This window comes from Clostridium sp. X (assembly GCF_055755365.1).
In genome coordinates this window covers 483,296-497,358 of the sequence record NZ_CM146912.1, presented here as the reverse complement: position 1 = coordinate 497,358, position 14,063 = coordinate 483,296, and the positions used below count along the sequence as shown (strand labels likewise).

Sequence of the window (14,063 nt, the reverse complement as noted above, 5' to 3'; positions counted from 1 at the left end):
AATTATTTGTATTGCTTTTTTGTTTACTTCATTCCAAATTTATATTTTTTTCATTTTATGGAAAACTATATCATAGAATAAGAAAGGTGAAAAATGTAATATGTATAATGTATAAGAAAGGGATGAAAAATTATTATAGTTATAGCAAATAAACAAAATAATATTTAAGAGTATATTATAAAGTATTGATTATTGCGGAGGTGAAGTAATGATTCTAGATAAAGAGACAATAAAGAAAGATTTTTTAAAAAAGCTTATTACCATGTTTTCAGAGGAAATTCAAGATACTACTATGTTGCATATGTATTTAGCCTTTGGAAGTTTAATAAAGGAATATTGTGCAGAGAATTGGTTGAAAACAAATAAGCAATATATGAGAGAAGGCGACAAACAAGTTTACTACTTTTCAATGGAATTTCTAATAGGAAGATTGCTAAGAAGTAACCTATTAAATTTAGGAATAGAAAAAGAAAGTGAAGAGGCTTTAAGTGAGCTGGGGATAGATATAAGTGATCTTGAGGGGGCAGAGCTAGATGCAGGACTTGGAAATGGAGGTCTTGGAAGATTAGCGGCATGTTTTCTAGATTCTATGGCTTCGCAAGGAATACCAGGTCATGGTTGTGGAATTAGGTATAATTATGGTCTTTTTGAACAGAAAATTGTTAATGGATATCAAGTAGAGATACCAGATAATTGGCTAAAAGAAGGTAATATATGGGAAACTAAAAAAGAAGATAAGGCTGTCATTGTAAAATTTGGAGGAAGCATAAGACCAATAAATTTAAATGGCAGATTGAACTTTATACATGAAGATTATTCAGCAGTTAAAGCTGTACCATATGACACACCAGTCATAGGTTATAAGAACAATACAGTAAATAATTTAAGGCTTTGGAGTGCAGAAATCTTAGACAAAGACAGAGAATTAGATTTTTCATTCTTTAAGACTGGCAATTATTCAAAAGCTGTAGAATATAAGTCGTCAGTAGAGTCTATTTCACAAGTTTTATATCCAGATGATTCAAGAGTAGAAGGCAGGATTTTGAGATTAAAGCAACAGTACTTTTTTGTAAGTGCAGGAATACAAAGTATAATTAGAAATTATAAAAAGAAGAAATCTATTAAAGATTTATATAAATATGTAGCTATTCATATTAATGACACTCATCCGTCTCTAGCAGTTCCAGAGCTTATGAGAATACTTATAGATGATGAAGAGTTAAATTGGGAAGAGGCTTGGGATATTACAATAAAAACTATATCTTATACAAATCATACCATTATGGCAGAAGCTCTTGAAAAGTGGCCAGTAGATTTGTTTAGAGAACTACTCCCAAGAGTTCATATGATTGTTGAAGAGATAGACAGAAGATTTAACGAGATATTATTAAAGAAATATCATAATGATCAAGAAAAATTAAATAAAATGTCTATAATAAGAGACAATCAAGTAAGAATGGCTAACTTAGCTATTGTGGGAGGACATTCAGTAAATGGAGTAGCGCAGCTTCATACAGAAATATTAAAGAATAGGGAATTAAAAGATTTTTGTGAGTTATACCCACATAAATTTAATAATAAAACCAATGGAATAACTCATAGAAGATGGTTACTTCAATCAAATCCAAAACTTGCCCTATCAATAAATGAAGCTATAGGTGAGAGATGGATAAATGAGCCAAAAGAGCTTATAGACCTTATAAAGTATAGTAAAGACCAAAATTTTATGGACAGAATATATAATATAAAACAACAAAATAAAGAGAAGTTTGCAATGCAGATAAGAGATAGTTATGGAATTTTAATAAATCCACAATCTATATTTGATGTTCAAGTTAAAAGACTTCATGCTTATAAAAGGCAATTACTAAATTTATTTCATATAATTTATCTTTACAATCAGCTTAAGGAAAATCCAAACTTAGATATAGTCCCTCGAACCTTCTTTTTTGCAGCAAAAGCTTCTCCAAGTTACTTTTTAGCTAAAGAAGTGATAAAGTTCATAAATACTGTAGGAGAAGTAATAAATAATGATAAAAGTATAGGCGATAAGTTAAAGGTAGTATTTTTAGAAAATTATAGAGTATCTCTTGCAGAAAAAATAATTCCTTGTGCTGAAGTAAGTGAGCAAATTTCAACTGCATCAAAAGAAGCTTCAGGAACAGGAAACATGAAGTTTATGATGAATGGAGCAATTACTGTAGCCACATTAGATGGAGCAAATGTTGAAATAAGAGATGTGGTGGGGGAAGACAATATAGTAACCTTTGGTTTAACCGCAGAAGAGGTTATGAATTATGAAAAATATGGAGGCTACTGGTCGCAAGAATTATATAGTAGTGATAGTAGAATTCATAGAATAGTAGATCAAATAGTAAGTGGGCATTTTGGGGCCCCAAGTGCAGAGTTTAAAAATATATATAATCATCTTATGGATAGAAATGATGAATATTTTGTATTTAAAGACTTTAATTCTTATGTTAAGGCTCAAGAAAAAATAGATTATCTTTACAGGAAAAAAGATAAGTGGCAAGAAATGTCTATAGTTAATATTGCTCACTCTGGAAGTTTTTCTAGTGATAATACAATTCTAAACTATGCTAATGAAATTTGGCATACAAAATCTGTAAAAATTAAATAAAGCCAAATAAAATAAACTGCTACATATATCTCGTAGCAGTTTATTTTATTTAAATATTATTCTTCATCTGTATAGTCACTATCGACGTCTTCATCAGCTTCAGATGTTTTTGTATTATCAATAGAGTTAGAGTTAACTGAAGTTAGTTCATCATTAGGTATATAAATTTCTAAACCAACGCTAAGTAAATTAGGGTCATTTATGTTATTCTTTTTCATAATTGTGTCTACAGCTTTTGCTATATTCATATCAGGGAAAAAATTCTCGGCAATAGTATAAAGACTTTCACCAGATTTTACAGTATATTTTGTGCAACCAGTTGCATCAATAGTATTGACTGGAACCATTAAACGGCTACCAACAGATATTACTTCTCTATTCTTTAGATTATTCATTGTTTCTAAAATTTTCACAGCCTCATCTTGACTTCTCCAAGGGATAACGTTTCTTGCGATACTAAATAGAGTATCTCCTTCTTTTACTATATAATCAGTATACTTATCAGTAGTTTGGGTATTAGTAGCCTGAACCTTATCAGGTTCCTCTTTATTAATTACTATATTTTTGTTGTTATTTTCTATTTTAGAAGTAGCATTATCTAGACTGTCTGATTTTTTAGTAGCTGTTTTTGAAGAATTGTCCTCAATACTTATTTCTTTTTCATTTTGTGAACCTTCTATTAAGTTGTTTAGGCTCCTTGTCATAAAAAATACTCCAAGAAATAGTACTATTGCAGAAGAAATTATTATAAGAGTTTTTTTAATTTTTGATTTCATGTGTTTAATACTCCTTTCCAATATGTGATATATTTTTATTCTTGACCAATATTTGGATTTTAAACTTGGTATAATAAATTTTTATAAAATAATTTACATACTTTTATTTAAAATTGGAGAAATTCTAATATTATAAGAATTTTAGGAGGTAAAATTATGGATTTACATGAAGCACATGAAGTTATGATTAGTCCAGATAAAATAACAGTTGTTTATAAAGGAGAACCAGTTTGGATTGAAGAGGTAGAAAACAATACAGAGACAGCACAAGTTAGAGTATTAAAAACTCAAAAAGTAATGGGAGTTTATTTAAAAGAATTAGTAAATACAAAAGAAATAGTAGGGAAAGTCAATCATTAATTCTAGGAGTAACTTATTTATATGTATATAAGAAGAGATGTTTACGAATATAAAATTGAAAATTATTTATTTGTATCTAACGAAACAAAAGGTAATATTGAAATTTATGATGAAAATAATAATTTAGTGAAAAGTGTAAATAGAGTTCCAGGAAGTTTTTATGAATTCAAAGGAATTGCGAACAAAATATATAATGATATGCAGGAGAATTAACATACCCTCAAAGTTGTTGTAAGAAATTAACAACTTTGAGGGTTTTTTAGATAAAATAACAACTACAAGCAAGAGAGGGACAGGCTTAAGCTCATTTCCAATAATAAATTTTTAACTTTATCAAAAAAATACTATATTTAATGAGCAATTATCAACTATATGTAGTATAATATAGTTAATTATTAAAAAAAAGCTGCATAAATGAAATTTTATTATTGAAAAGTTGCAAAAAAATATATATAATATAAGACAAATCTTTATTGTGATGAGACGTAATTTTATAATTGGGGGGAAGATTATGGAATATAGAGTAGGATTACCTGAAAAGCAGGGGCTATATGATCCACAGTTTGAAAAGGATAATTGTGGAGTAGGATTTGTTGTAAATGTTAAGGGTGAAAAGACTCATGGTCTAGTTAAAAAAGCATTACAGGTTTTAGTTAACTTAACTCATAGAGGAGCAGTTGGTTCTGATCCTAAGACAGGAGATGGCGCGGGTGTAATGTTTCAAATACCAGATGAGTTTTTTAGGATAAGCTGTGATAATTTGGGTATTGAACTTCCAAAGTATGGGGAATATGCGGTAGGTATGACATTTTTACCAAAGGAACCTGCATTAAGACATCAGTGTGAAGGAATATTTGAACGAATAGTTGAAGAAGAAGGACAAAAACTACTAGGCTGGAGAGATGTTCCTACTGATAACAGAGGAATTGGTGAGACTGCAAAAGGAACAGAGCCAATAATAAGACAATTATTTATTAGTAGACTAGATTGTAGTGTTGAAGAGTTTGAAAGAAAATTATATATCATAAGAAAGAGAACGGAAAGTGAAATTAAAAAACTTGTAAAAAGAAATACAGAGTATTTTTATATATGTAGTCTTTCGCGTAAAACAATAGTTTATAAAGGATTACTTCTTGCGGAACAAATAAGTGGATTTTATCTTGATTTAAATGACATAAACTTTAAAACTGCTATAGGTTTAGTACATCAAAGATTTAGTACTAATACATTCCCAACTTGGGATTTAGCACAACCTTTCAGATTTCTAGCTCATAATGGTGAAATAAATACCATAAGAGGAAATAGAAACTGGATGAATGCAAGAGAGGGAGTATTAAAGTCTGAAACTTTTGGAGATGAATTATCTAAATTATTTCCAATCATAACACCTAATGGAAGTGACTCAGCATCATTAGATAATGTATTTGAACTTCTAAAAATGGATGGAAGAAGTAATATACATGCAATGAGAATGTTAATACCAGAAGCATGGAAGAATAATGAATTTATGTCTGAGGAAGAAAAAGCATTCTATGAATATCATGGATCTTTAGTTGAACCTTGGGATGGCCCTGCTGCTGTATTTTTTACAGATGGAGAAAAAATAGGTGCTACTCTTGATAGAAATGGTTTAAGACCAGCTAAGTATGTAATAACTAAGAGTGGATTTATGGTTATGGCATCAGAGCTTGGAGTTCTTCAATTTAATCCAGAGGAAATCGTTAAAAAGGGTAGATTAGAACCAGGTAAGATGCTTTTAGTAGATACTACTCTTGGAAAAATAATTGAAGGAGAAGAACTTTCTAAATTAGTTTGTGGAGATGAATCTTATAAAGATGTAATAAATAATAAGAGACTTACTCTTAATGATTTTGAAGGCGTTAAAGAGTCATCTACAATTAATCCAGAAACTTTAAAAGAAAAGCAACAAGCTTTTGGATATACATTAGAAGATAGAGATGTTATTTTGAAGTATATGGCTGAGGTTGGTAAAGAGCCTATTGGTTCTATGGGAAATGATACACCAATAGCTGTATTATCTAATAAACCACAACTGTTATTTTCATATTTTAGACAGCTATTTGCTCAGGTAACAAATCCACCAATAGATCCTATAAGAGAAGGTATAGTAATGTCTCTTATGAATTATATAGGACCTCAACAGAATATACTTGCAAAGAAAATTTCAGATAGCTCCTTTATAGAAATAGAAAAACCAATTTTATCAAATGAAAATATAAGCAAGATAAAAGGTATAAGAGATAATAACTTTAAATCAACTACAATACCTATAACTTTTAAAGCTGATAGCGGAATAGAAGGCTTTAAGGAAGCTCTTAATCTAATATGTGACAGAGCTTCAAAAAGAATTAAAGAAGGATATAATATACTAGTTCTAAGTGATAAAACTGTAGATAGTTATGAAGCAGCTATTCCAAGCTTGCTTGCATTATCAGCTGTTCACCAATTTTTAATTAAGGAAAAAACAAGAACTAAGGTTTCTTTAATTGTAGAGACTGGGGAAGCTAGAGAGACAACACATTTTGCTTTACTTATTGGATATGGTGCATCTGCTATAAATCCATATTTAGCTATTGAAAGTATAGAAAATCTAGTAGATGAAAAAGAAATAAAAGATATAGATAAATCAAAAGCAGTTAATAACTATATAAATGCAATAAGCAAGGGACTTCTTAAAATATTATCAAAAATGGGAATTTGTACAATTCAAAGTTATCATGGAGCACAGATTTTTGAAGCTCTTGGTTTAAATGAAGAGTTTATAAATAAATACTTTGAAGGCACTACTTCAAGAATAGGTGGAATTGGAGAAGAGGTTATAGCTAAGGAAGTGTTAATTAGACACACTAGTGCCTATAACAAATTAAGAAAGCCTGTTAATGAACTTGAGGTAGGTGGATTATATTCTTGGAGAAAAGATGGAGAATTCCATTTATTTAATCCAGAGAGTATCTACAAGCTTCAAGCTGCTACTAGTAGTAATAATTACAAGGTTTATAAGGAATATGCCAGTCTTATTAATGATCAAAGTAAGAATCGATGTACTATAAGAGGACTATTTAACTTAAAGAATGGAAATAGCATTCCAATAGAAGAAGTAGAGCCAGTAAGTGAAATAGTTAAAAGATTCTGTACAGGGGCTATGTCTTTAGGCTCAATAAGTAGAGATGCCCATGAGACTATTGCAATTGCAATGAATAGACTTGGAGGAAGAAGTAATTCCGGAGAAGGCGGAGAAGATAAAGTAAGATTCAAGATAGATAGTAATGGAGATAGTAAGAGAAGTGCTATAAAGCAGGTGGCTTCAGCACGTTTTGGAGTTACGGCTAACTATCTAGTTAATGCAGATGAATTACAAATTAAAGTAGCACAAGGTGCAAAACCAGGAGAAGGTGGACATCTACCAGGTAAAAAGGTTGATGAGTATATCGCTAAGATGAGACATTCAACTCCAGGTATAGACTTAATATCACCACCACCTCACCACGATATCTATTCTATTGAGGATTTAGCACAACTTATTTATGACTTAAAGTCTGTAAATCCAAGCAGTAGAGTAAGTGTAAAGCTAGTTGCTGAGGCTGGAGTTGGAACAGTAGCTGCAGGAGTTGCTAAGGCACATGCAGATGTAATATTAATAAGTGGACATGACGGTGGAACAGGAGCGGCACCATTGTCTTCTATAAGACATGCAGGAATACCATGGGAGATAGGTTTATCAGAAACTCACCAAGTATTAATGCTTAACAATCTAAGAAGCAGAGTAAGACTACAAACTGATGGTCAGTTAAAAACAGGTAAAGACGTAGTTGTAGCAGCATTACTTGGTGCTGAAGAATTTGGATTTGCAACAACAGCTCTTGTAATTTTAGGATGTACACTACTTCGTAAATGCCATTGTAATACTTGTGATATGGGTATTGCAACACAAGATTCAGACCTTAAACAATGCTTTAAAGGTAAGCCAGAGCATATAATTAACTTCTTTACATTTATAGCTGAAGAAGTTAGAGAATACATGGCTCAGCTTGGTTTTAGAACAATGAATGAAATGATTGGAAGAGTAGATAAAATAGAAGTTCAAGAAGCAGTAGATCACTGGAAAGCTAATGGATTAGATCTTTCAAATATATTATTTAAGCCAGATATGCCTAAGAGAATTAAGCCTTATTGTGTAACTGCTCAGGATCATGGAATTGAAACTGCTATGGATCATCATTTAATACAAGTTGCTAGTCCAGCTCTAGATAGTGGAAAACTTGTTAGAGGTAGCTTTGAAATTAAAAATGTAGATAGAACTGTAGGTGCAATGCTAAGCGGAAAAATCGCTAAAGCTTATGGTGAAGCAGGATTACCAGAAGATACTATAGTATTTAATTTTAAAGGATCAGCAGGACAAAGTTTTGGAGCATTCGGAGCAAGTGGACTTACCCTAGTTCTTGAAGGAGATGCGAATGACTATGTAGGAAAGGGACTTTCAGGAGCAAAAATAATACTTAAAGTTCTTGAAAAGAGTAGCTTTAAAGCAGAAGAAAATTCAATTGCAGGTAACACAATACTTTATGGTGCTTGTGATGGTCAACTGTATGTAAATGGATCTGTAGGAGAGCGTTTTGCTGTAAGAAATAGTGGAGCAACAGCAGTAGTAGAAGGTGTTGGAGATCACTGTTGTGAATACATGACAGGGGGAACAGTACTAGTAATAGGTAAGACAGGTAGAAACTTTGGAGCAGGTATGAGTGGAGGTATTGCATTTGTACTAGATGAAGATTCTTGCATTACTGATAAGTGTACTGAAGAAATGTTAGAGATTGAAGATCTACAAGATAAAGAAGATGAAGATACTGTTCTTAAACTTATAGAACAACACTATGAGAATACAAATAGCGAAAAGGCTAAAAATATTTTAGAAAATTGGGATGAATACAAGACTAAATTTAGAAGGATAATTCCAAGTGCATATAAAGCTATATTATACAAAAATAAAAAATCTATAAAGGTATCTGAGTAAGGGGGGTGTTACTGTGGGAAAATTAACTGGATTTAAAGAGTTTGATAGAAAAAATTATAATAAAAGAGAAGTAGAAGAGAGAATTAAGGATTATAAAGAAGTATATATCCCACTTACTTCAGAAGAAATAAGTGAGCAAGCGTCTAGATGTATGAACTGTGGGACACCCTTCTGTAACTGGGGATGTACACTAGGAAATATCGTTCCGGATTGGAACGATATGATCTATAGAGATGAATGGGAGAAGGCTTATAAAAGGCTCTCTCTAACAAATAATTTTCCGGAATTTACTGGAAGAGTTTGTCCGGCACTATGTGAGGCAGCCTGCACTCTAGGTATAAATAGAAAGTCAGTATCTGTAAGAGAAGTTGAGTTGTCTATAATAGAAAGAGCCTTTAAAGAGGGCTGGGTTAAAGCCAATACTCCAAGAGTAAGAACAGGTAAAAAGATAGCTGTAGTAGGTTCAGGACCATCAGGACTTGCAGCTGCAGCAGAGTTAAATTATGCTGGCCATGAGGTAACTGTATTTGAAAAGGATGAAAAATTAGGAGGCCTATTAAGATATGGTATTCCAGATTTTAAACTAGAAAAGCATATAGTAGATAGAAGAATTAAAGTTATGGAAGAAGAAGGCGTGAATTTCAAGACAGGTATTGATGTAGGTCAAGATATTACAGGGCAAGAACTTTTAGATTCATATGATTCTATTGTACTTACAGGTGGTTCTAGTGTTCCGAGAGATTTAAAAATGGAAGGAAGAGAGTTTAAAGGAATTCATTTTGCTATGGAGTATCTCTCTCAACAAAATAAGAAAGTATCAGGTGAAAAGTTCAAAGAAGAAAATATAGATGCTAAGGATAAGACTGTAGTAGTTATAGGTGGAGGAGATACGGGTTCAGATTGTGTAGGAACTGCTGTTAGACAGGGAGCTAAAAAGGTATATCAATTTGAAATAATGCCTAAGCCACCAGTAGAAAGAGATGACACTATGCCTTGGCCAACATATCCTAGAACACTAAAGACTTCTACCTCACATGAAGAAGGTTGTGAGAGAGAATGGAATATAGTTACTAAGAAGGTTGTTGAAAAAGAAGGTAAAGTTAGTGAGCTTATAGCTGCTAGAGTAGAGTGGACTACAGATGAAAGTGGCAGAATGAATATGGTAGAAGTACCAAATAGCGAATTTAAAATAGATGCAGATTTAATTTTCTTAGCTATGGGATTCCTACATCCTAAGCATGAAGGATTGTTAAAAGACTTAGAAGTAGAAATTGATGAAAGAGGCAATGTAAAGACTAACGAAGAAGGAATGACAAGCATAAATAAAGTTTTTTCAGCAGGAGATATGAGTACAGGACAGTCTCTAGTTGTAAAAGCGATACATGGCGGAAGAGAAGTTGCTAAAAATGTTGATAAGTATTTAATGGGAGACACATTCCTTAAAGGTTAAAATTTATTTGAAGATTATCTATCATGGTTATTGATAGGTAATCTTTTTTTGATATTTAAATAACATGTGGTAAAGAATAATATATAGGAGGTGCTTTTATGGGAACAATTTTAGGACACTACATAATGCCTCATCCACCTATTCTTATAAAAGAGGTTGGAAAGGAAGAAGAAGAAAAAATAAAGGCAACAAGTGATGCTTGCAAGAAAATTGGAGAAGAGATATCAAAGCTAAAACCAGATACTATAATTATTATAACACCACATGGACCCTTATTTAGTGATGCTTTATCAGTAGCAACTTCGGAGTCTATAAAAGGAAGTCTAGAAAGTTTCAATGCTCCAGAAGTAGAATTTAATATTTCAATAGATACTTCCTTAACAGAAAGTATTAGAGAGAAATCAATTAGTAAAGATATAATATTAGTACCTGTAGATGAAGCTTCTATGCAACAATACGGAATCTCTTCAGAATTAGACCATGGAAGTATGGTGCCATTATACTTTATAAATGAGCAATATAAAGAATATAATCTAGTACATATAACCTATGGACTACTTTCTAAAGAGCAACTATATACTTTTGGCATGGTTGTAAAAGAAGCTGTAAAAGATAGTAATAAAAGGGTAGTTATAATTGCTAGTGGTGATTTATCTCATAAATTAAGTGCAAAGAGTCCTTATGGTATTGATGAAAATGGTAAAAAATTTGATAAAAAGATTACTGAGTTATTAAGAGATGGAGATATACTCGGAGTATTTGGATTAGATAGAAAGCTTGTAAAAGGAGCAGGTGAATGTGGTTTAAGATCTTTCTATATACTTCTTGGATCTATGGACGGATATGGGGTAAAGGGTGAACTCTTATCTTATGAGGGACCTTTTGGCATTGGATATGGAGTTATGAGATTTGATACTAAAATAGATGAAAATAGACAACTTCTAAACAGTATAACTAAGTTAAAAAAAGAAGAAATAGAAAAAGTAAGGGCTTGTGAAGATGTATATGCAAAGCTAGCTAGAGAAAGTCTTGAGCATTATGTAAAAACTGGAGAGTATATGAAGGTACCTGTACTTAATGAAAAGATGCTTAATGAAAGACGTGGTGTATTTGTATCCATAAAAAAAGAAGGAGAGCTTCGAGGATGTATAGGTACTATATTTCCAGCAACAGATTGCATTGCTAGAGAGATAATAAGAAATGCTGTAGGAGCAGGAGTTGGGGACCCACGGTTTGCACCTGTAGATGTTGAGGAGTTAGAGGATTTAGAGTACTCAATAGATGTATTGATGCCCCCAATAAGTGCATCGAGAGAAGAATTAGATCCTAAAAGATATGGAATTATAGTAAAAGCTGATTCAAGAAGTGGAGTTTTACTACCAAACCTTGAGGGTATAGACACTGTAGAAGATCAATTGGCAATAGCTCTAGAAAAGGCAGGAATAGATAAGTATGAAGAGTACGCTATAGAAAAATTTGAAGTATCCAGAAGAGGTGCTAAATGTTAATCCCCTAGAAATAGGGGATTTAATTTTCACTTGAATTAAGAACTTGTTTCAAAAAAAGCTTTTGTAAAATTAAGGTAGATAGTATAATTATAGTAAGCCGTTTAATAGGTGAGTATATGCGTAACTAAAGACAGGGGGAAAGCTTAACTAATATGAATGAAGCTAAATTGAATGACTATCTTAGTTCTTTGTGCAAAAGTGAATTAGAAAGGGAAATAGTGGAACTTTTCAAGATATATCCAGAGGTTAAAGAGCATTATAATTTAAAGATAAGCAATAAATTAGAAGAATCTCTGTTAGAAAAATACAGAATAAAGATAGAAAACGAATTTCTATCTAGTAAAGATAGAAATAAGACTAAGTACTCATTAATAAGTCAGATTATAATGGAGTTTCAGCAAGTCTCTAGTGAACCTGAAAATATAGTAAAATTAATGCTATATTATATTGATATGGCTTTAGAATTTGTTAATTCAGATATAGATGTAGAGGAGAGTTTTTATTTAAGCATAGAAGGAGTATTTGAAAAAGCTTTAAATATTATATTTAAAAATGAATTGGAAGAGGAAGTAGAAGGTAATATAAAACAGCTTATGGACAAGGTAAGTAATCAAAAATATGAACTTAAAGAAAATATGACTAATATATATTCCCATTATTATTAAGAGTAATTAAATTTTATTTTTTATAAATATAGTTAGTGCTTTTTGAGCAACCTAAGTTATGAAATAAAATATTATTTACTTAATAATAGGAGGTATGTACATATGGAAACATTACAAACAATAACAGTTAAAAATGAATTAGGAAAAAAAATTGAACTTGAATTAATAGACAGAATAAAGCTTGGAAATGATGACTATGTTATAGTATCTATGCCGGGAGCGGAAAATGCTAATGCATATAGAGAAATAAGTAGAGGAAAGGGCGAAATAGAGTATGCATCTATTGGTCAAGGAGCAGAATTTAAAAGAGTTTTAGAAGCTTATAATTCTAAAAATAGTTAATAATTAAGAGCCACTTTATGTGGCTCTTATACTATTCTTCAATATGTTCTTCTACAGAATCAAGGACTATTTGAGAGGATATTATATTTAATCCTTCTTTAGATAATTGATAGGAGCGTTCATTTACTTTTACACTACTATTTATGAGTTTTATTAAACGGCACTTTTCTAAATCTTTTATAGAGGCACACACAATGGCATGACATTTTTTAACAAACTTTGAGCAAATAATTTCAGTAGTTAACTCTTTATCAGGATATAATTCACACATGATTTTTTCAGCATAAGGTTTATGGCTCTTTTTTAATTTACCATACATAGCAACACCATCCTAAAATTATATGATTTATAACATAATATGAAAATATTTAAGATACTATTCTTAAAGTAATATAGAAGGGATAAGATTATATAATGCGTTATGTTATCGTTTGTTTATTAAAAGATGAAGTACTAGATTTTCATGAAAAACTAGTAAAAGATGTTTGCAATAAATTTAAAGTACAAAGACAAAAGCTACCAGCACATTTTACAATAAAAGCGCCTTTTGAAGCTGAAAATATATTAGAGATAGAAAATCTTACAGAGAGTTTTTGTAGAAGCAACTTTAAGGCTCCTATAGACCTTAAGGGAGTTAGTCATTTTAGAGATAATGTAGTTTTTATGGACATTCAGCCATCTAAGGAAGCAGTGGAAATTCATGATAAATATATTGATGTATTAAAGAGTTTAGAGTGGTTAGAGTGGAAAGAAAATGATGGTAAAAATAAGAAGTTTCATTGTACTATTGTGTCTAGAAGAATTAGAGAGAGATTTAATGACATATGGGAATATGTAAATCAGTTTAATCTAAATTTCCACACGTACTTTGACAATATATCAATATTAATTTGGAAAGATAATAGATGGGAAACATATAAAGAATATTGGTTGCAAAAGTAAAGTAATATATAGGAGTTTCTACATCCAATAAAAAATTTAAAAAGTAAAAATTGTGTAATATTATTTAGCACTATTGGTAAAGATATAATAGTAAATTTAATATTAAAAATATGAAAGGGAGAGATTTAAATGGAAGCTTTTGTAGATCAAGAAACATGTATTGGATGTGGACTATGTCCAGCAATATGCCCAGAAGTATTTGATATGAAAGATGATGGAAAAGCACATGTAATTGTAGATAAAGTTCCAGAAGATGCAAAAGGCGGAGCAGTTGAATCACAAGAATCATGTCCTGTAGATGCAATTAAGGTTGAAGAATAATAAAATAAGTATTTTATAATATGTAA

Annotated in this window: 12 protein-coding genes; 10 read left to right on the top strand and 2 right to left on the bottom strand. The window is 31.1% G+C overall.

Annotated elements, in window-relative coordinates; all coding sequences use genetic code 11:
- Window positions 1-208: 208 nt before the first annotated feature.
- Window positions 209-2,641, top strand: a complete 2,433-nt coding sequence (locus ACX0KU_RS02435; protein ID WP_472991338.1) for a glycogen/starch/alpha-glucan phosphorylase — start codon at window positions 209-211, stop codon at window positions 2,639-2,641.
- Window positions 2,642-2,697: 56 nt separating this feature from the next.
- Here the strand turns inward: ACX0KU_RS02435 and ACX0KU_RS02430 are convergent, their stop codons facing one another.
- Window positions 2,698-3,417 carry a LysM peptidoglycan-binding domain-containing protein gene (locus tag ACX0KU_RS02430; protein ID WP_472991337.1) on the bottom strand — a complete coding sequence of 240 codons (720 nt, stop codon included), beginning with the start codon at window positions 3,415-3,417 and terminating at the stop codon, window positions 2,698-2,700.
- Window positions 3,418-3,573: 156 nt separating this feature from the next.
- On the opposite strand from ACX0KU_RS02430, the gene ACX0KU_RS02425 reads away from it, so the two are divergent.
- The 7 genes from ACX0KU_RS02425 (at window position 3,574) to ACX0KU_RS02395 (ending at window position 12,774) form a co-directional block, all read left to right on the top strand.
- Complete coding sequence (locus tag ACX0KU_RS02425) at window positions 3,574-3,777, top strand: H-type small acid-soluble spore protein (protein ID WP_472991336.1); 204 nt, start codon at window positions 3,574-3,576, stop codon at window positions 3,775-3,777.
- A gap of 21 nt (window positions 3,778-3,798) precedes the next feature.
- Window positions 3,799-3,990 (top strand): hypothetical protein, encoded by a 192-nt coding sequence (locus ACX0KU_RS02420; RefSeq protein ID WP_472991335.1) that lies wholly within the window; start codon window positions 3,799-3,801, stop codon window positions 3,988-3,990.
- Between the two features lie 298 nt (window positions 3,991-4,288).
- Window positions 4,289-8,809, top strand: a complete 4,521-nt coding sequence (gene gltB / locus ACX0KU_RS02415) for a glutamate synthase large subunit (protein WP_472991334.1) — start codon at window positions 4,289-4,291, stop codon at window positions 8,807-8,809.
- 13 nt (window positions 8,810-8,822) lie between these two features.
- Window positions 8,823-10,259, top strand: a complete 1,437-nt coding sequence (locus ACX0KU_RS02410) for a glutamate synthase subunit beta (protein ID WP_472991333.1) — start codon at window positions 8,823-8,825, stop codon at window positions 10,257-10,259.
- Between the two features lie 98 nt (window positions 10,260-10,357).
- Window positions 10,358-11,767, top strand: a complete 1,410-nt coding sequence (gene amrA / locus ACX0KU_RS02405) for an AmmeMemoRadiSam system protein A (protein ID WP_472991332.1) — start codon at window positions 10,358-10,360, stop codon at window positions 11,765-11,767.
- Between the two features lie 152 nt (window positions 11,768-11,919).
- Window positions 11,920-12,432: a DUF6155 family protein gene (locus ACX0KU_RS02400; RefSeq protein WP_472991331.1), complete on the top strand. Its 513-nt coding sequence runs from the start codon at window positions 11,920-11,922 to the stop codon at window positions 12,430-12,432.
- Window positions 12,433-12,534: 102 nt separating this feature from the next.
- On the top strand, window positions 12,535-12,774 hold the full coding sequence (locus ACX0KU_RS02395; RefSeq protein ID WP_472991330.1) for a DUF1292 domain-containing protein: 240 nt from the start codon (window positions 12,535-12,537) through the stop codon (window positions 12,772-12,774).
- A 31-nt stretch (window positions 12,775-12,805) separates the two neighbouring features.
- On the opposite strand, the gene ACX0KU_RS02390 is transcribed toward ACX0KU_RS02395, so the two are convergent.
- Window positions 12,806-13,093 carry a hypothetical protein gene (locus ACX0KU_RS02390; RefSeq protein WP_472991329.1) on the bottom strand — a complete coding sequence of 96 codons (288 nt, stop codon included), beginning with the start codon at window positions 13,091-13,093 and terminating at the stop codon, window positions 12,806-12,808.
- A 95-nt stretch (window positions 13,094-13,188) separates the two neighbouring features.
- On the opposite strand from ACX0KU_RS02390, the gene ACX0KU_RS02385 reads away from it, so the two are divergent.
- Window positions 13,189-13,716, top strand: coding sequence for a 2'-5' RNA ligase family protein (locus tag ACX0KU_RS02385; RefSeq protein WP_472991328.1), 528 nt, complete (start codon window positions 13,189-13,191; stop codon window positions 13,714-13,716).
- A 129-nt stretch (window positions 13,717-13,845) separates the two neighbouring features.
- Complete coding sequence (locus ACX0KU_RS02380) at window positions 13,846-14,037, top strand: ferredoxin (RefSeq protein ID WP_472991327.1); 192 nt, start codon at window positions 13,846-13,848, stop codon at window positions 14,035-14,037.
- Window positions 14,038-14,063 lie beyond the last annotated feature (26 nt).